Here is an 18,251-nt window from a genome sequence, read left to right as displayed (position 1 = left end):
GCGTCTGTGATCGCCCATGCTCTCTTCAGTTGCAAGAGAGAGTTGGCGTTTGCAGCGCCTCGGTTTCTATCTCTAGAGGGCTAGGCGTCTAGAGATCCGGGATCAGCGGGGAGAGCACCCGCAACAAGTCCGGCTGGCGCAGCGGCTTGCCGAGCCAAGCGTCAAAACCGGCGTCCAGATATTCCTCGACCTGATCGCCATAGGTATTGCCAGTGACGGCGATACATAGCGCGGAATGGGCAAGATGGCGGGGATGCGCGCGCAGTTTGCGCACCACTTCGGTGCCCTTGTGGCCCGGCATCTGTATGTCCAGCAACAGCACGTCATAGCGGGTGGTGACCGCGCGACCAAAGGCATCGCTGCCGTCATAGGCCTTGTCGACACTCGCCCCGAGGTTTTCCAGCATCTTCTGCAGGACCAAGCGGTTGGCCGGGCTGTCATCGGCCACCAAGACCCGTTTGCCCAGCAGCGGCAAGTCCTCAGCCCTGCGGGTGGGGACGTCGAAATTGAACTCTTCGATCACAGGCTCAATCTCGGCGTCGGTCACCGGCAACGGCAGGTAGAGGTGGAAGATGGTGCCCTCGCCGGGGGTGCTCTCGGCCCGGATGCGCCCTTGCATCAGCTCCACCATCTGATGCACGATCGTCAGCCCCAACCCGGTGCCACCCTTTTCATGGGCCACATGCGCGCTGGCCTGCGTGAAGGGGAGGAACAGCTTATCCAGCCGATCTGACGCGATCCCGCAGCCACTGTCCCTCAGGGTCAGATGCAGCGCGTCAGGGGTGCCATGCAGATGCAGGCTGACCGTACCCTGATCGGTAAATTTGATCGCATTGCTCAACAAGTTTCCAAGGATCTGCGACAGGCGGAACTGATCGCCATAGCGCCATTCCTTGGCATCGATCTCGCGGAAACTATGGGTCAGATCGACCCCTTTCTGGCTGGCCTGCGCCGAAAACAGTTTGACCGCATCATTCACCACCTCGCGCAGATCAAAGGCGGCCGGGGCCAGTTCCAGCTTGCCTGCGTCGATCTTGGCAATATCGAGCGCATCGTTCAGCAGGCGCTGAAGGCTCTGGGCAGAGCGGTTGATGGTGCGCAGCAGATCGTTTTGTTCCCTAAGATCCGCATTGAGGCTGGAGGCCCCGCGCATCAGCAGATCGACCGAGCCGATAATCCCATTGAGCGGCGTGCGGATTTCATGGCTCATATGGGCAAGATGGGTCTTGCGCGCCTCAGCATCCTGCTGCGCACGCGCCTCCGCATCCGCTGCAACATCACGCGCCCGTTTTAGCGCAATCAGATCATCCAGCGCACAGCCCAGCTGTTGCATGGTTTTCAGGTCATCATGGCTCCACTGCCGGGGCACCCGGTCGATCACGCAAAGCGCACCGATGGGTTTGCCATCCGGCAGGTGGATCGGCACGCCCAGATAGGCCACCATGCCCAGATCAATCACCGCCGCATTGTCGCGCAGTTGCGCATCCTTGCGACTGTCCGTGACCACCAAGGGCTGATTGGTATCCTGCACAAACTGACAGAAGGAATGCGACAGCGGCGTCTGGCGCAGTTCGCTCGACAGTTCCGGCAGACCGATGCAGCTTTTGAAAAACTGTCGGTCCAGACTGCGCTGCACCACCGACACCAATGCGGTCGGCACATTCAGGAGCCGCGCCGCAAGCGTGGTCAGATTGTCAATGTCGGCTTCACGTTCATGTTTCACAAGCCCCAGCTCGCGCAGCTGCACATCATAGGGATCAGGCGTCAATTTTGCAGCTTGGGTCATGAACAACACATCTATAACATCTGCGGATCGGGCATCAAAAAAATGGGGTAGCCCGAACATTGTGACTAAATTCCATTCCTTGAATACGCACAATCGGTGCGAATGTGTCAAAAAACTATATTGAATTGAATTTATTTTTTCGGGCGGGAATTTTTCTTTGCTGCAGCCTTGAAGTATTGCCTCGCCAAAAATGGCGAGGGGCCAATTGGTTAAACGCTTTAATGACAGCGAGGGGCGTGAAATATGAGTCGCCGTAAAATGTTATGTCTAGCCCGACTTGGCGCTCAGGCACGGGGAAAATTCTCTCAAAAGGTGCAGAATAGACCGACTCGTTCAGTTCTCAAAGGAGCGTGCGACATGCCGCATTCGGGGCTATCCGACCAGAACCGAGGAAAAGCGTCGCTGCCAGATCCTGTTGCGCAACACGCCCGGCACAGGGATGCTCTACTCATTCCGGCCGAGCGTAATTTGGCATTTCGTGAAATGAGCGCAAAATTGCGTAAGGGTCTACGTCAGATTGACGATGGCAGAACTGACAGATGTTCCGGGAAATGACGCCTGATAATTGGATGTATAATTTTCAAATATCAAATGTGAGATATTTTGATGTTAATTACTCTAGCGTGTGATCGCGCCTGTCAGGGTTGAGAACTGCCACAGCCCACAGGTGGCGGGCAGGGCGGTCTGATCTCAACTCTTGTCCACACCCGCCGCAGCCACTAAACCGGGCGAAACATCTTTCACCGCATGGAGCCATTATGCGCCTGTCTCGCTATTTCCTGCCTGTCCTCAAGGAGACCCCCTCCGAGGCGCAGGTCGTCAGCCACCGTTACATGCTGCGCGCCGGCATGATCAAACAGTCCGCCGCCGGGATCTACTCTTGGCTGCCGCTGGGCTATCGCGTGCTGAAAAAGATCGAAGGCATCGTGCACGAAGAGCAGATGCGCGCGGGCCACATCCCGATGCTGATGCCCACTATCCAGTCGGCTGATCTGTGGCGCGAGTCCGGGCGCTATGATGCTTACGGCGAGGAGATGCTGCGCATCCGCGACCGCCATGACCGCGACATGCTGTTCACCCCCACCGCCGAAGAGCTGATCACCGACATCTTCCGCTCTAATGTCTCCAGCTACAAAGATCTGCCGCTGACGATGTATCAGATCCAGTGGAAATTCCGCGACGAGATCCGCCCGCGCTTTGGCGTGATGCGGGGGCGTGAATTTTACATGAAGGACGGCTATAACTTCGACCTCACCAAAGAGGACGCGCTGCACGCTTACAACCGCCATCTGGTCACCTACCTGCGCACCTATGAACGCATGGGGCTGCAGGCGATCCCGATGCGCGCCGATGGCGGCCCGATTGGTGGTGACTACACCCACGAATTCCTCGTGCTGGCCGAAACCGGCGAGTCGGAGGTCTTTTATGACAGCGAGATCACCGATCTGAGCTTCGGCGCGCGCGAGATCGACTATGACAGTGTCGAACAATGTCAGGCCGTGCTCGAAGAGTTCACCTCGCGTTATGCCCGCACCGACGAGACCCACGACGAGGCGCTGTTCAACGCGGTGCCAGAAGAGCGCCGCCGTGTCGCCCGCGGTATCGAGGTTGGCCAGATCTTCTACTTCGGCACCAAATACTCCGAGGCGCTGGGCGCCACCGTGCAGACCGCCGAGGGCGACAGCGTGCCGGTTCACATGGGCTCGCACGGGATCGGTGTGTCGCGTCTTCTCGGCGCCATCATCGAGGCCAGCCACGACGACAAGGGCATCATCTGGCCCGAGGGTGTCACCCCCTTCCACTGTGGGATCGTGAACCTCAAGCAGGGCGACGATGAAGCGGATGCGGCCTGCGAGCAGCTCTATGCTGCGCTCACCGCCATTGGTCTGGAGCCGCTTTATGATGATCGCAAGGAGCGTGCGGGCGGCAAATTCGCCAGCATGGACCTCATCGGCCTGCCATGGCGCATCACCGTCGGCCCGCGCGGGCTGAAAAACGGCGTCGTTGAGGTGACCTCGCGCCGCACCGGCGAAAGCGAAGAGATGAGCCCGGAAGATGCGGTAAAGAAAATCGCCGCGATCTACGCCAACCACCCCACGCCCCGCGGCTTCTAAAGCCACCGGTACATACAGAATTGAGAACCCCGCCCGACAGGTCCGTCGGGCAGGGTTTTTCTATGTCGAATGTTGTGTTTGGCCAGCAATGCTGTGAACGCAAAGCATATCCGCAAAGGTCGGCTTCGAGCTCAGCGTTAGGGATGCTGCGGTTTCCTCGAATGCCCGGTGTCTCGATGGTTCAAACGTTTGAGACCTTGCAATTGGATCGCCACTTGGACCACATTCGGGAAGCCATTTTTCGAGGAAAGCTAATGACATATGGCAATTACGCTGAGCGTGAGATTCCTGACGACCTTTTTGAATGCGCACTATTTCTTAGAAACAACATCATTGGGCTAACGACCCAAGGGGGGGCGGAGGCCGCGTACAAACTAGCCAGACAAAGGCTAATGGAAGACCCGGCGAGCAAGCGGCTTCTACCGAGCTTTGTACGATACTCAAACGATGCAGATTCTGTGCGGTCGGCATTGTCGAGCGTTGCAAGTGGTTCTGGTTCTTGGGCCATTCGCCGAGGTCACGTCAATGAGGCCTTCATACCGTTGCTGAGCTTCCTCGAGTCTGGTGGCAGCGCGGCAGACGCCACGATCACAGACGGTCTTGACGTCTATGATGCTCCTGCTGTCCAAGCCTTTTGGGCGAAGGCTTTGGAGAGGCGAACAGCCGACCCTGACGGCGCTGTGACCGCCGCGAGCACGCTCCTTGAAGAGGTCTGCAAACACATCATCGAAGACAGCGGTGCGGATTGGGAGGCGAAGTGGAATGTGCCGAAACTATATTCTGAAGCCGCGAAAGTTCTAAAGCTCGCACCGTCGCAGCACCAAGAAGAAGTGTTCAAAACGATTCTGGGAAACTGCCAGAGCGTCGTTCAAAGTATTGGTTCTTTGCGCAACAAAGGTGGTGATGCACATGCTGGGGGGCGCTCACGAGTTCCATTCAAGCCGCGTCATGCCGCTTTAACGGTTAACCTCGCAGGGGCCATGGCCCTTTTTTTGATTGAAACATGGCAAGCGAGAGTTGAGGAGCAACGGATCAGCGATCAATAGCCATGGCAGAATCTTGAAACAGACATTCGCGCAGACTCAGTTAAGATCCGCGCCGTTCCACAAGTTGCTACGGCTGCGCGCGTTGGTTGATGCAGTTCGTGCGGACAGCCCCGCGACACCCGCGCAGCCGCATCCAGATCAGATGTCTTTGCTCAAGTGATGCGTGCAACGCAAGTAAAGGGCGCGCACCTCGAGGCGCGAGTGTGCCCACTGCGTGCCTGCCAATACTCATGTCTTCGCGGGCATCTAAAGGCGCGGCAGTCGTGGCCTCTGACAGACCCGAACGTCAGACCCTCAGATCGACACCATCGGCGGCTGCCGGCGGGATTTGCAGCGGTACCGGATCACCGCCGCGGGCATTGGCGAGGGAAATCTCTCCCGCCTGATCAATCCCGCTCAGGGTGAGGCTACCGCCATCGGCATAGCTCAGGAGCAGTTTGTCGCCCTCGCGGGTGATGCTGGTGGGCGCGGCAGAGGCAATTGTCAGCTTCGCCCCCGGTGCCAGCATGGCAATATCATCGCCGTCCCCGGTCTTGCGCGACAGGGTGACGGTGCCACCGCCGTTGCGCAGCTCGATCAGGTCATTGCCGCGTCCCCCGCTTACGGTCACCGCTTCGGCTGCGGAAATGCGGATCAGATCGTCGCCCTCACCGCCATCCACCGAGCCCCGCGCCGCCGTCACGTCAATCGCATCGGCCCCATCGCCGCCGCTGATGCGTTCGGCAATTGTGGCCTGTAAGCTAATAATATCATTGCCTGCACCGGCGTTGATGCCCTGCGCATAATCGGCTGAGATCCGCAGCCTGTCGTTCCCATCGCCAGCGGAAACACTGTAGAGGTTGTCCGCATCAATAGTGAGCCTGTCGTCACCGCCGCCGGTGCTGATGGACCCCGCAGTTCCGGCCTGAATGGTCAGACTGTCATTATTGGCAAAGGTTTGCGCGCTGTTCCAGGTTTTGGAGCCATTTTTGTCCGCAATCGTGACGGCAATGGTGGGTGTGGCATCGGTGCTGACGTCAAAGACCTGCGCGCCGCTGAGCGAGACCACATCAGCCCCGTCGCCAGTCTTGACGCCAAAGATCATACCCTCGGTGTCGACCGAAACCTCATCCGCGCCTGCGGTGCCCACCGCATCCGGCATGGCGAATTTGGCGCTGAGGAACGTGTCATCCGTCGCGTCACCGCCCACGATCGACATCAGGATCGTGTCCGCCATCGTGTCGCCGGTGCTGACCTGCCCGAGGACCTGCATAGCGATTGTGGTGGCATAATCTGCGTGGTCGGGATCTTCATTGCGCAGTTTTGCAATGGCAACGCGCATATCTGCGGCCTGCTGGCGGTAGCGCTGGGCGGTGAGGTTGATGTCACCGACGCCCATGCCTTCCTTGACGGTGAGACCGTCGTCTGCCCGCATCTGATATTCGGTGTGCATGGCCGCCCGGCCGCGTTTGCCCGCCTGTTCGACCTCATCAGCATCCTTGAGGGCGCGTTGGTTGCTGGCCATATCCTGAAAAATCTGTGCGACCCGAGGATCTTGTCCCGGCAAAATTGCGGTCATGATATCAGTCTCCTCATGGCGCTGATCGATATGGTGAAGGGGCCAATCTACCTATGAGAGTGTGCTCCCTGATCGCTTACCAAAAGGTTGCGCACCCCGGCATATCGGCCCATGGCCTATGGTTTTTGTGGAGCATTTTGCGAAAACTCATTTGAACCTCTGCAGGCCGGGGCAAGCTCCCGCCCGTCTTGCGGGCATGAAACATGCCCTGATCCGGTTGGGCCCTGCGGGTTGGGGGTAGCGCCGGGCCTTTGGCCCGGCGCTACCCCCAACGCCTTTTCGGCGTTTTGCGCATGCAAAACACCAAAAGGGGGCGGGAGCACCCCCCTTTCCCCCTTAACAGGCGGGGTTTTGGCCGATTTGATAGCGTGTTCAGGTCGAGGGTTGAAACCTTTGGGCCAGTGCCTGCCTATAGGCGTTGAGGGGTGAGAGAAGGACGATGACTATGATTGCGCGGATGGCGTCACTGCTGGGTGGGGCGGGCGCAGGTGTGGGCCTGTCACAGTTTCCCGCCTACGCGCAGGCCTATCTGCAACGGCTGGGTGGTCACGTGGACGCGCTGCGCCGCACGGTGGCAGAGTTTGATGCCGATGCGGCGGCGCTTGGGCTGGAGCGCAATGCCGCTTTGGTACAACTGGCCCAGGGGGGCGACATGGGGGCCGCGCGCGCCGAAACCATGGCGGCCACCATCGACCGCTATGGTCGCCTGTCGTCTGACTTGCGTGAGTTGAGCGCCATGGCCCCGGTGGAGCGCGCGCTGCATCTGGGGCGCTTTGCCGAAAGTGAGATCGCCTCAGCGACGCTTCAGGCGTTTGAGCCTGCGATGCCGGTCTCGCTTGATGCGATGATGCTGGCGGCGGTTGGGGTGCTTTTGGGCAGTGGTCTTACCTGGGGGCTGATGGCGGGGGTGCGGCGTCTCTTTGCCCGCAGTGCGCGCCGCCGCGACAGGCTTGCTTGACCGCACATCCTCGCGCCCCTAGGGTCTGCGCGACACGTGCTCTGCCTTGGCGGAGCCGCATTTTCATCGCAAGAGGAAGACCGCCTAAATGGCCGCACCTGCGCCTTTTTCCCGTTTCGAATGGATGATTGCCTGGCGCTATTTGCGCGCCCGCCGCAGCGAAGGCGGCGTTTCGGTAATGACCTGGATTTCCCTCATCGGCATCACGCTGGCGGTCTTTGCGCTGATCGCGACACTGGCGGTGCGCTCAGGCTTTCGGTCGGAATTCGTGGGTACCATTTTGGGCGCCAACGCCCATGCCACGGTCTACGCCCATGGTAAAGTCACCGACGCCGGCACGCTTGATCGACGCATCAGCGATTATGCCGCATTGGCGGATGCGGTAGGGCAGGTGCCCGGCGTGTTGCAGGCGGCCCCGCTGATCAAAGGTCAGGTGATGGCCAGCCGGGGCGACCGCAATGCCGGTGTGCAGGTCTATGGTATCCACGCCGCGGATCTGGCCGAGATCCCGGGTGTTGCCCAAAGCGACGCGGCCTATGGCGATCTCGGCCGTTTTGACGAAGGCATTGCGATTGGATCGGGTGTCGCGCGTGCCTTGGGCCTCAGCATCGGAGACAAGGTCAAGCTGATCTCGCCCAACGGCGTCAAGTCCGCCTTTGGCACCAGCCCACGCGTGAACGCCTATGAGGTGGTCTATGTCTTTACCGCCGGGCGCTATGATATCGACAACACCCGCGCCTATCTGCCCTTTGCCGAGGCGCAGAGCTATTTCAACCGCGAAGGTGCGGCAGATGAAATCGAGGTGATGGTTGATGATCCCGAGCGGGTGGATCAATACATCCTGCCGTTGCTGCAGGCAGCGGGGCAAAGCTATGGCGTCTGGAGTTGGCGTGACAGCTCTGGCGGCTTCTTGCGGGCGCTGGAGGTCGAGGACAATGTGATGTTTGTGATTCTGTCGATCCTGGTGCTGATCGCGACGATGAATATCGTCTCCGGTCTTATCATGCTGGTGAAGAACAAGGGCCGCGACATCGGCATCCTGCGCACCATTGGCCTGAGCGAAGGGTCGGTGATGCGGGTGTTTTTCATTTGTGGATCGATCACCGGGGTGATCGGCACCCTGCTTGGGGTGATCCTTGGCTGTCTCTTTGCGATCTATATCGATCCGATCTTCTCGTTTGTGAATTACGTCATGGGGGGCGGGGTCTGGGATCCGTCGATCCGGGGCATTTACGCGCTACCGGCTGAACTGCGGGTGGGCGATGTGATCAAGGCCGTGGGCCTGTCGCTGGGTCTGTCGTTTGTTGTCACCATTTTCCCGGCCCGCCGCGCGGCGCGGCTGAACCCTGTGGAGGCGCTGCGCTATGAGTGAGATCACCTTGCAGATCGAAGGGTTGAGCAAGACCTATCTGGCGGGCACGCCCGGGGAGGTCTCGGTCCTGCGCGGAGCAGACCTGACCCTGCGCGCGGGCGAAGTTGTGGCATTGGTTGCCCCTTCCGGTGCGGGCAAATCGACGCTGTTGCAGATCGCGGGGCTGTTGGATGTGGCCGATGCGGGCACGGTGCAGATCGGCGGGCAAGACATGACCGGAGCGGGAGAGCGCAAGCGCACGCGAGTGCGGCGGCAGGATGTGGGCTTTGTCTATCAGTTCCACCACCTGCTGCCGGAGTTCACGGCGCTGGAAAATATCGTTCTGCCGCAGCTCGCCAATGGGGTGTCCCAACGCGCAGCAGAGGCGCGCGGCGCCGAACTCTTGGCGCTTGTGGGGCTGAAAGACCGCGCCGCGCATCGACCGGCAGCGCTTTCTGGCGGCGAGCAGCAACGGGTGGCGTTTTGCCGGGCGCTGGCCAACAACCCGCGTATCCTGTTGGCGGATGAGCCGACAGGAAACCTCGATCCGGCGACCTCGGATCAGGTGTTTGAGGTGCTGATGCGGCTGGTCTCAGAAACCGGCCTGTCGGCGTTGATCGCGACCCATAATCTGGAGCTTGCGTCCCGCATGGACCGGGTGCTGCATCTGGAAGAGGGCGTTTTGCGCCAACGCTAAGTGGCCGAACCTGGCCCCGTGGGAGCGAGGCTCTGCCTCGCGCTCCGGGATATTGGTGGTTAGAAGAGGGGAAAGTGCTTCCTCTATTTTTCTTCTAACTGAAAATATCCCGGGGGAGGCCCAAGGGGCCGGGGGCAGCGCCCCCTAGTCTCAGGCCTTAATCACAAATGCCGTTGACTGTTGCGTCCTTCCACGGCAGGTACACATCCTGTTCGCGGCTTTGGGGTAGATCGGAGACCGGCATTACTTTTGCGAGCATATCGTGCAGGCGGCGGGTGCGGGCGGCTTTGGGGGCGAGGGCGCGGCAGCAGACGTATTCCTCGACGATGGTGCCTTGTTGCTCGTAGCCGTAGGCGAGGAAATCCGCAGGACCATTCACATCAAAGAGATAGGGATCTGGTGAGGTGCTGTGTTCGCGCAGCGCCTTGAGCGGCGTGTAGCCAGTCAATTTGCGGTTTTGCCATTGCCAGACATGGGTGGCTTCATGCGCCAGCAGCATGGCCTCTACCAGATGCAGAGCGTCGGGGTATTCCGGGGTGTAGTCGGGCAGGAACCACTCCCGCGTGAAAAAGATGCGATTGAACAGGGCCAGCGCTGCCGGAGAGGCCGTGACCATTTCGCCTGCAGGGCGCGGCGGGACAATGCGTTCGCGGCAGGTGACACGCGGGCGCTGGGGGCGGCGAAATGTGACCGCGCGCAAGGGGGCGCCCTCCACCAGTCGCATGCGGCTGTAGTCCAGACTGTCGCCATGGATGGTGCCCAGAAACATCTGTTCGCGCTCGGTCGGGCTGCGTCCGCAGGCCGTTAGAAACATGAGCGCCAGCAGAACAGAGGCCAGCGCGCCAGTCTGGATCATGCGTCGCCGAAGGGGAGGGCTGGGCAGCGAGGTCTGTTGGGCAGGCATTGGTGCTCCGGCGAAATACAGCGAAATACATATGGGGCGGCCATTCTCGGCATCTTAGCGGGCCGAAGACCGCAGCACTACGTCGGATTTCTGAAACAATCGTGAGCGCGCCTATGGCACGCCCAAAGCGCCCGACCTGCGAGAGCGCGGGGGCGTCATGTCCTGTAGGGGTCTATATAATGCTGCGGTCTGGCCAGCCTCTGCATGGCACAAAAGAGCGAATGGCGGCGCCGCCACCAGAGATATGATCCCCGGGGAGGCGGAGAGGTGGTGCGGCACTCACCGCATCAAGCCTGATCCCCTGCACCCAATGAAGGGGTGGTCTCTGGGGCCTGTTCTCCTGTGGCAGCGGGGTGTCAGCCCGCCGCCCGATGTCGCGACGCCTTCAGTATGACAGGCTGGGTTTAACCTCTGGTGAGAGGGGCGTGCGCGGCCTGCGCAACAGCGACCCCGTTCTTCCCTGTGCCTCTCCGTGCCGCACCGCACCTTGACAGCTCGCACCGATTGCGCGAAGGAACAGGCAGCGGGTCAAGCCGCTTCCGGACCCGCGGGAAGGGCTGAGCCCTCTTGAGAGATCTAACCTAAGGTTTTCAACCTTTGTGCAGCCGAATTTGCGGGTCATCGGCGTGATATGCGCACGGAGGTTTATTATGAACTCTCTTCCCGAGACTCCCAATCTTGATCATCTGAAACGTCAGGCCAAGGATCTGCTTGCGGCCTATCGCAGGCACCAGCCTGAGGCGATGGACCAGTTCCGGCGGCATCTGCCTGTGGTGCGTGGCGCAAGTGATGCGGATCTGAAGGCCGCAGGTTTGCGGCTGGCGGATGCGCAGTCCTGCATTGCGCGGGCGTATGGCTATGCCTCATGGGCGGATCTGCGCGCCATGGTGGAGCTGTTGCGGTTGCGGGCGAGCGATGTGCCTGCGTTGCGGTTGCTGTTTGCGCAGCGCGCCTATGGTGGGGATCTGAGCGGCCATATGGATGGCGCGCAGCCGCGCGCAGCGGCGCAGGTTCTTGAGCGTCACCCCGAGATCACCCAAGGCTGCGTGGTGACAGCAGCCGGTGCGGGGGCGGTGGAGCCGGTGCGGGCCGCCCTGCAGAGGGGCACCGATTGGATCAACCAGCCGGGTGGGCCCCTGATGCTGACGCCTTTGGTGGCGGCCTGTCATTCCGGTCTGCTTGGCCAACACGAACACCGCGCCGCTGTGCTGGAGGTGATCCGGCTGCTGCTGGAGGCCGGAGCGGACGTCAGCGCAAGCGTGGCAAGCCGCTGGCCCCCGGCGTCGTTGCACGCGCAGGATGAGACCACACCGCTGTCACCGCTTTATGGGGCTGCCGGGGTGATCCGCGACCCGGAGGCGGTGCGGCTGCTGTTGGCGGCGGGCGCTGATCCCAATGATGGCGAATCGCTTTATCACGCGGTGGAGAATGTGGACTGCCTGCGCCTGTTGCTGGAGGCCGGAGCGCGGGTTACTGGCACCAATGCGCTCTATCGCGTGTTGGATTTTCATGCACCCATTGCGCTGGCGCTGTTGTTGAAGGCTGCGCCGGGCGCGCCGGAGTTGCAGGGCGCAGGCTTGCTGGCATGGGCGATCCGGCGGCGGCGCGCACCGGAGATCTTTGCCGTATTGCTGGAGGGGGGATGCGACCCCGCTGCGCGCACGGCGCAAGGGCAGAGCCTGTGGGAGCTGGCGCTGCGCTATGGTCTGCGGGAGGTGGCGGAGATGCTGCGCGCACCGGGCAGTCCTACAGCAATGTCCGGTCAGGACCGGTTTCTTGCTGCCTGTGCTGCGGGCGAGGCTGCCGTTGCCCGTGATCTCCTTAGCCAAGAGCCGGGGCTGATTGCGGCGCTAAAGGAAGCGGAGCTGACATTGCTGCCGGAACTCGCGGCGGCGGGCGCATCAAAGGCGGTGCGGCTGATGGTGGAACTGGGCTGGCCGATAGAGGTGAAGGGTGGTGATTGGGGCGCAAGTGCGCTCAATCAGGCGGTGTTTCGCGGCGATGCGCAGATGGCGCGGTTCCTGTTGGAGCGGGGCGCGTCGTGGCAGGCGCAGCACGGGTTTGGCGACGATGTCTCTGGCACCCTGTGCTGGGCCTCGCAAAACCGCCCCGTCCCCGAGGGCGATTGGGTCGCCTGCGCCGAGGCATTGCTGGAGCACGGGCTGCCCGGCGTACGGCGTGACCCCAACCACCCCGGCGCAGTTCTGATGGCGGGACGACCGCGTCAGTTCTCTGATGCGGTTACTGAGTGTTTGCTGGATGGACCTGTGGGCTAGTCAGGTGCCGTCAGCCCGCCCAGTTGGGAGCTGCAGAGGCGATAATGCTTTTATCCAGCGCCTCAAATTCTCCCAGCCCAATGGTCTGGTAAAGCTCTGAGCGGGTTTGCATTTCGGGCAGCAGCGCGGTGGTGGCCCCGTCGCGCTGCAAAGCCTCATAGAGCCGTTGCTGGGCGCGGTTCGCCACGCGCAGCGAAGAGACCGGCCAGATCACCATGTCATATCCCAAATCCTCAAACTCCTGCGCGGTGAGGGTGGGGGTACGGCCGAACTCTGTCATATTGGCCAGCAGCCGCACACCCGGCAGGGCGGCGCGAATCTCGCGAAACATCTCGATCGAGGTGAGGGCTTCGGTAAAGATCGCATCGGCCCCCGCCTCGATATAGAGTTTGGCGCGCGCCACCGTGCCCTCAACCCCTTCGGAGGCGGCGGCATCGGTGCGGGCGATCACCACCAGATCACGCGCGGCACGGGTGGCGGCGGCGACCTTGGCGGCCATATCGGCGGCGGGCAGCAGGCGCTTGTCATTGAGATGGCCGCATTTTTTGGGCAGGATCTGATCTTCTAGGTGGACCGCGCCTGCGCCAGCTTCCTCAAAGCAGCGCACCATATGCATGGCGTTCAGGGCCTCTCCATAGCCGGTGTCGCCATCCACCAAGAGCGGCAGACCCGAGGCGCGCGCGATTTGGCGAATGAAGAAACTGACCTCATCCACCGTGATAATGCCAAGATCGGGCACCCCCATAGAGGCGGTCATTGCCGCTCCGGACAGATACAGCCCGTCAAACCCGGCGGCGCGGGCCTGTAGGGCGGCCTGCCCATTGTGGGCACCGGGCAGGCGCAGGATGCCCGGTTGATCCATCAAGGCGCGAAAACGGCGGCCTGCGCTCTGTTGGGGCAGGGTGTCGGCATTGAGATAGGTCATGGGTCTACTCCGCCGCTGCCGCGAGGATCTGGCCGCGCTGGGCAAGCGGCACAAACGCCCGATTGTCAGGCCCGGTGTAATGGGCAGAGGGGCGGATGATCTTATTGTCCTCGCGTTGTTCGATCACATGCGCGCCCCAGCCTGCGGTGCGTGAAATCACAAAGATCGGGGTGAACATCGCGGTGGGCACGCCAAGCAGGTGATAAGAGACCGCAGAATACCAATCGAGGTTTGGAAACATCTGTTTAACCTCCATCATCACGCGTTCGATCCGCTCGGCAATGGCGAACATCTTGAGCGACCCGGCCTCGCGCGCGAGCTGCTGCGCCACCCGTTTGATGACCACGTTGCGCGGATCGGAGATGGTATAGACCGGATGGCCAAAGCCGATGATGACCTCGCGCGCGGCGACGCGGGCGCGAATGTCGGCCTCGGCCGCGTCGGGGTCGCTGTATCGGCGCTGGGTTTCAAACGCCACCTCATTGGCGCCGCCGTGTTTGGGACCGCGCAAGGCTCCAATCGCGCCAGTCACAGCCGAATAGACGTCCGAGCCGGTTCCGGCGATGGAGCGCGCCGTAAAGGTGGAGGCGTTGAATTCATGCTCGGCATAGAGATTGAGCGTGGTGTCCATGGCGCGGATCTGCGCCTCGGTCGCCTGCGCCCCATGCAACAGATGCAGGAAGTGGGCGGCAATACTGTCGTCGTCGGTCTCTACCTCGATGCGGCGACCGTTCTGGGCGAAGTGATACCAATAGAGCAGCATGGAGCCCTGCGCTGCGATCAGCCGGTCGGTGATGTCGCGCGCCCCGGCAAGGTTGTGATCGCTGGCCTCTGGCAGCGCGCAGCCCAGCGCCGAGACGCCGGAGCGCAGCACGTCCATCGGATGCGCCGCTGCCGGGATGGCCTCCAGCGTGTCGCGCACCGCGCGCGGCAGGCCACGCAAGCCGCGCAGCTTGTGGCGATAGCTGGTCAGTTCGGCGTCCGAAGGCAAATGCCCGTGGATCAGCAGATGCGCCACTTCCTCAAAGCTGCAGGCCTCGGCCAGATCGAGAATGTCATAGCCGCGATAATGCAGGTCATTGCCACTTTGTCCGACAGAGCAGAGCGCGGTATTGCCTGCGGTGACGCCCGAAAGCGCCACGGATTTCTTTGGTTTTCTGGTGGGGGGTGTCATGGTCTGTCCTCCTCAGCTCCGGTCGAAAATGCCAGTCGGGCGCGGTGCGCCCAGGCGCGCGGCGTCGACCGTGAAATTGAGTGCGTCCAGCGCGCCTGCCTTGAGATCCGCCAGCCTTTCCGCTGCGTTCAGGAAGCGTTTTTGCGCGTCCACGCTCAGCACGCCTTCTGAGAGGGTCAGGAATTTCTTGACGTAGTGCTCGCGCTTGAAGGGGCGCGCACCATCGGGATGGGCATCCGCGAGCGCCAGTTCGTCCACCACGGTGGAGCCATCCTGCATCGTGATCGTGACCTTGCCACCAAAGGCTTTTTCCTTGGGATCGCGCGCGTGGTAGCGGCGGGTCCATTCGGGGTCTTCCTTGGTGGTGATCTTGTGCCAGAGCGTCTTGGTTTCCGAGCGCTGGGCGCGGGCGGGGGCGTAGCTGGCCTCATGGTGCCAACCGCCATCTTCGAGCGCGACCGCGAAGATATACATGATGGAGTGATCAAGCGTCTCGCGGCTTGCGTTGGGGTCCATCTTTTGCGGGTCATTGGCGCCGGTGCCGATCACATAGTGGGTGTGATGCGAGGTCTCGATCAGGATGGATTTGACCTGAGATAGATCACCGACCTTTGGCCCCATGCGGCGGGCCAAATCAATCAGCGCTTGCGACTGATACTCGGCGGAATGCTCTTTGGTGTAGGTGTCCAGTATGGCGCGTTTGGCCTCGCCAGAGGTGGGCAGGGGTACATGGTAGACCGCTTCGGGGCCGGAGAGGAGCCACGCGATAAAACCATCTTCGCCTTCCCAAGCCGGGCTTGGCGCGCCTTCGCCTCGCATCACGCGGTCCACCGCTTCGATCGCCATTTTGCCCGCAAAGGCCGGGGCGAAGGCTTTCCACGAGGAGATCTCTCCCTTGCGGCTCTGGCGGGTGGTGGTGGTCACATGCAGGGCCTGCTGCACCGCCTGATAGATCGTTTCTGTGGGCAGGTTCAGCAAGGTGCCGATGCCCGCCGCCGCCGAGGGGCCAAGATGGGCGATATGGTCGATCTTATGCTCATGCAGGCAGATGCCTTTGACGAGGTTCACCTGGATCTCATAGCCGGTGGCAAGCCCCCGGATCAGATCCGCGCCAGACAGACCGCAATGCTGGGCCACGGCGAGGATCGGCGGGATGTTGTCGCCGGGGTGGGAGTAGTCTGCGGCCAGAAACGTGTCGTGAAAGTCTAATTCGCGCACGGCGGTGCCATTGGCGTAGGCGGCCCATTCGGGGCTGACACGCTGCGCGCTGTCGACGCCAAAAACGGTTGCGCCGGGGGACATCGGATGGCTCAGGGCCTGGGCACGGGCGGATGCGACGGGGCGGCGCGCGACAGAGGCTGCGGCGACCGCGGCATTGTCGATCACCCGGTTGATAATCATGTCGGTCACATCAGCATCCACCGCGACCGGATCGGCGGCCACTTCGGCGATTTTCCAGGCCAGTTGGTTTTCGCGGGGCAAATCCTCGGCGGATTTATAGGTCCGAACTTCATGCGTCTTCATGACTGCGCTTCCTTTTTGGAGGGTGAAGGGATGTGGCGGGGGCGGCCCTCGGCATCGACGGCGACCATCACAAACCGTGCTGTCAGCACGTGTTCCGCGCCGAGCGTGCCGGTGACGGTGATGGTCATGGAGCTGTGCCTGATCTCAAGCACGTGGGCGGCGAGACCGAGCAGGCTGCCCACGGGCACCGGGCTGGCAAAATCCACCCGCTCCACCGCCGCCATGACCACCGCGCCCCCGGCTGTGGCGTAGGCCGCGGCAAAGGCGGCACTGGCCAAAAGCCGCAGCGCGTGGCCGCCAAACAGGGTTCCGTAGTGATTGGCCTGATCCGGCAGGATCAATTCCGAGGTGGTGATTGAGGGGGGCTGGGTCATGCCGTCCGGGCCTTCGCAAGTTTCGCAACACCACCTTTTCACAACCGCACACATAGGCTAAACTACTGAAAATGCGTAATCTTGCGAAGGGTTGCATTGAGTTTTGCGAAGTTTGCGAAGGTGGTGGTGTGAAGAAAGCCTATATGGGAGTACGCCTCAGACGGCTGCGCGAGGAGCGGGGCATGACCCAAGCCGCGCTGGCCCGGACGCTGGAGTTGAGCCCGAGCTATCTGAACCAGATGGAACGCAATCAGCGGCCATTGACGGTGCCGGTGTTGTTGCGGCTCAACGCGGTTTTTGGTCTGGATGTGCAGCTGTTCTCCGAGGCGGAAGAAGCCCGGCTGATCCCGGATTTGCGGGCCGCACTGGCGGATCAGGGCGCTGCGGCCTCGCTGGCGGAGGTGCGGGAGATTGCGGCCAATATGCCGGGCATCGCGCAGGCGATCATCAGCATGCAAAACCGGCTGCGGGACACATCTGAACAGGTCGATCTGATGGCCGGGCGTCTGAGTGGCGAGACGGGTGCGGAGCCTGCGCCTTTTGAGGCGGTGCGCGACTATTTTTATCACAACCGCAACTATATCGCCGCCCTTGATGAGGCGGGCGAGGCGCTGGGGCAGGGCATTCGCGCCGGGCGAATGGCAGAGGGGCTGAGCGAGCGGCTGGCGGGGCGGCATGGGATTCGGGTGTCGATGGATGACGACACCAGCGCCCTGCGTCGCTTTGACGATAGTGCCGGGGTGCTGCATCTGTCGTCGCGGCTGACACCGGGGCAGCGGGCGTTTCAGATGGCCACGCAACTGGCATTTCTGGAGCAGGGGGATGTGATCGCGCAGCTTGCGGATGGCGCGGGCCTTGCCGGAGAGGATGCCCGCACGCTGCTGCGCATCGGCCTTGCCAATTATTTCGCTGGTGCGGTGATCCTGCCCTATCGCAGCTTTCTGGAGGCGGCAGAGAGCGAAGGATATGACATCGAGCGGCTGGCGCATCGCTTTGGCGTGGGGTTTGAAACCACCTGCCACCGCCTGTCGACCCTGCAGCGGCCCGAGGCGCGGGGGGTGCCGTTCTTCTTTATCCGGGTGGACCGGGCGGGCAATATCTCCAAGCGGCAATCGGCCACCGATTTTCATTTCTCGCGCATTGGCGGCTCCTGTCCGCTGTGGAACGTCTATGAGGCGTTTTCCCGCCCCGGCGAGGTGCTGACGCAGGTGGCGCAGATGCCGGATGGGCGCAGCTATCTTTGGATCGCGCGCACGGTGAGCCATGGCACCGGTGGCTTTGGTGCGCCGGTCAAACGGTTCGCGGTGGCGCTGGGCTGCGATCTGGCCCATGCGGAGCGGCTGGTCTATGCGCGCGGTGTCGATCTGCGCAATCCGGATCTGGCGACCCCCATCGGAGCGGGGTGCAAGGTCTGTGACCGCCCGGCCTGCCCACAGCGGGCCTTTCCCATGTCGGGGCGTCCGGCGCGCACGGATGCGGATCGCACCAGCTTTGCGCCCTATTCGGGTCAATAGCGGCGGGTGATTGCATTTCACCTCCGAGGGTGAAACTTTGCGCCAAAGTA

General features: G+C 61.8%; 14 protein-coding genes. 7 read left to right on the top strand and 7 right to left on the bottom strand.

Annotated features, from left to right (window positions below):
• Positions 1-88: 88 nt before the first annotated feature.
• On the bottom strand, positions 89-1,786 hold the full coding sequence (locus UB90_RS12930) for a GAF domain-containing hybrid sensor histidine kinase/response regulator (RefSeq protein WP_227512093.1): 1,698 nt from the start codon (positions 1,784-1,786) through the stop codon (positions 89-91).
• Between the two features lie 758 nt (positions 1,787-2,544).
• On the opposite strand from UB90_RS12930, the gene proS reads away from it, so the two are divergent.
• Both proS and UB90_RS12920 read left to right on the top strand, forming a co-directional pair.
• Complete coding sequence (gene proS / locus UB90_RS12925; RefSeq protein WP_005658481.1) at positions 2,545-3,900, top strand: proline--tRNA ligase; 1,356 nt, start codon at positions 2,545-2,547, stop codon at positions 3,898-3,900.
• Positions 3,901-4,154: 254 nt separating this feature from the next.
• Positions 4,155-4,946 carry an abortive infection family protein gene (locus tag UB90_RS12920; protein WP_065326113.1) on the top strand — a complete coding sequence of 264 codons (792 nt, stop codon included), beginning with the start codon at positions 4,155-4,157 and terminating at the stop codon, positions 4,944-4,946.
• A 286-nt stretch (positions 4,947-5,232) separates the two neighbouring features.
• Here UB90_RS12920 and UB90_RS12915 read toward each other — a convergent pair whose 3' ends face one another.
• Positions 5,233-6,504: a calcium-binding protein gene (locus tag UB90_RS12915; protein ID WP_065326063.1), complete on the bottom strand. Its 1,272-nt coding sequence runs from the start codon at positions 6,502-6,504 to the stop codon at positions 5,233-5,235.
• A gap of 439 nt (positions 6,505-6,943) precedes the next feature.
• On the opposite strand from UB90_RS12915, the gene UB90_RS12910 reads away from it, so the two are divergent.
• From UB90_RS12910 to UB90_RS12900, 3 genes are all read left to right on the top strand, one after another.
• Complete coding sequence (locus UB90_RS12910; protein ID WP_227512092.1) at positions 6,944-7,462, top strand: DUF2937 family protein; 519 nt, start codon at positions 6,944-6,946, stop codon at positions 7,460-7,462.
• A gap of 88 nt (positions 7,463-7,550) precedes the next feature.
• Positions 7,551-8,834 (top strand): lipoprotein-releasing ABC transporter permease subunit, encoded by a 1,284-nt coding sequence (locus tag UB90_RS12905; RefSeq protein ID WP_065326062.1) that lies wholly within the window; start codon positions 7,551-7,553, stop codon positions 8,832-8,834.
• Positions 8,827-9,510 carry an ABC transporter ATP-binding protein gene (locus UB90_RS12900; protein ID WP_065326061.1) on the top strand — a complete coding sequence of 228 codons (684 nt, stop codon included), beginning with the start codon at positions 8,827-8,829 and terminating at the stop codon, positions 9,508-9,510. Before UB90_RS12905 ends, UB90_RS12900 begins: the two co-directional genes overlap by 8 nt.
• A 157-nt stretch (positions 9,511-9,667) precedes the next feature.
• Here the strand turns inward: UB90_RS12900 and UB90_RS12895 are convergent, their stop codons facing one another.
• The gene (locus tag UB90_RS12895; RefSeq protein ID WP_406707386.1) at positions 9,668-10,414 is read right to left on the bottom strand and encodes a hypothetical protein; all 747 of its coding nucleotides are present in this window, start codon (positions 10,412-10,414) and stop codon (positions 9,668-9,670) included.
• A 650-nt stretch (positions 10,415-11,064) separates the two neighbouring features.
• Here UB90_RS12895 and UB90_RS12890 point away from each other — a divergent pair.
• Positions 11,065-12,690, top strand: coding sequence for an ankyrin repeat domain-containing protein (locus UB90_RS12890; RefSeq protein ID WP_065326059.1), 1,626 nt, complete (start codon positions 11,065-11,067; stop codon positions 12,688-12,690).
• 10 nt (positions 12,691-12,700) lie between these two features.
• Here the strand turns inward: UB90_RS12890 and prpB are convergent, their stop codons facing one another.
• Genes prpB through UB90_RS12870 form a run of 4 tightly spaced genes read right to left on the bottom strand, consistent with a single transcriptional unit; the run spans position 12,701 to position 16,687 of the window.
• On the bottom strand, positions 12,701-13,615 hold the full coding sequence (prpB, locus tag UB90_RS12885; RefSeq protein ID WP_065326058.1) for a methylisocitrate lyase: 915 nt from the start codon (positions 13,613-13,615) through the stop codon (positions 12,701-12,703).
• Between the two features lie 4 nt (positions 13,616-13,619).
• Positions 13,620-14,789, bottom strand: a complete 1,170-nt coding sequence (prpC, locus tag UB90_RS12880) for a bifunctional 2-methylcitrate synthase/citrate synthase (RefSeq protein WP_065326057.1) — start codon at positions 14,787-14,789, stop codon at positions 13,620-13,622.
• Between the two features lie 12 nt (positions 14,790-14,801).
• Positions 14,802-16,313, bottom strand: coding sequence for an MmgE/PrpD family protein (locus tag UB90_RS12875; protein ID WP_065326056.1), 1,512 nt, complete (start codon positions 16,311-16,313; stop codon positions 14,802-14,804).
• Complete coding sequence (locus UB90_RS12870; protein WP_065326055.1) at positions 16,310-16,687, bottom strand: acyl-CoA thioesterase; 378 nt, start codon at positions 16,685-16,687, stop codon at positions 16,310-16,312. The genes UB90_RS12875 and UB90_RS12870 overlap by 4 nt, the downstream gene beginning before the upstream one ends.
• A 128-nt stretch (positions 16,688-16,815) precedes the next feature.
• On the opposite strand from UB90_RS12870, the gene UB90_RS12865 reads away from it, so the two are divergent.
• Complete coding sequence (locus tag UB90_RS12865) at positions 16,816-18,201, top strand: short-chain fatty acyl-CoA regulator family protein (RefSeq protein WP_074712551.1); 1,386 nt, start codon at positions 16,816-16,818, stop codon at positions 18,199-18,201.
• The last annotated feature ends 50 nt before the right edge of the window (positions 18,202-18,251 follow it).

This window comes from Tritonibacter mobilis (assembly GCF_001681715.1).
GTDB classification, from domain to species: Bacteria; Pseudomonadota; Alphaproteobacteria; order Rhodobacterales; family Rhodobacteraceae; genus Epibacterium; species Epibacterium mobile.
The sequence above is the reverse complement of the archived record's forward strand: the minus strand, read 5'-3'. Positions and strand labels throughout refer to the sequence as shown.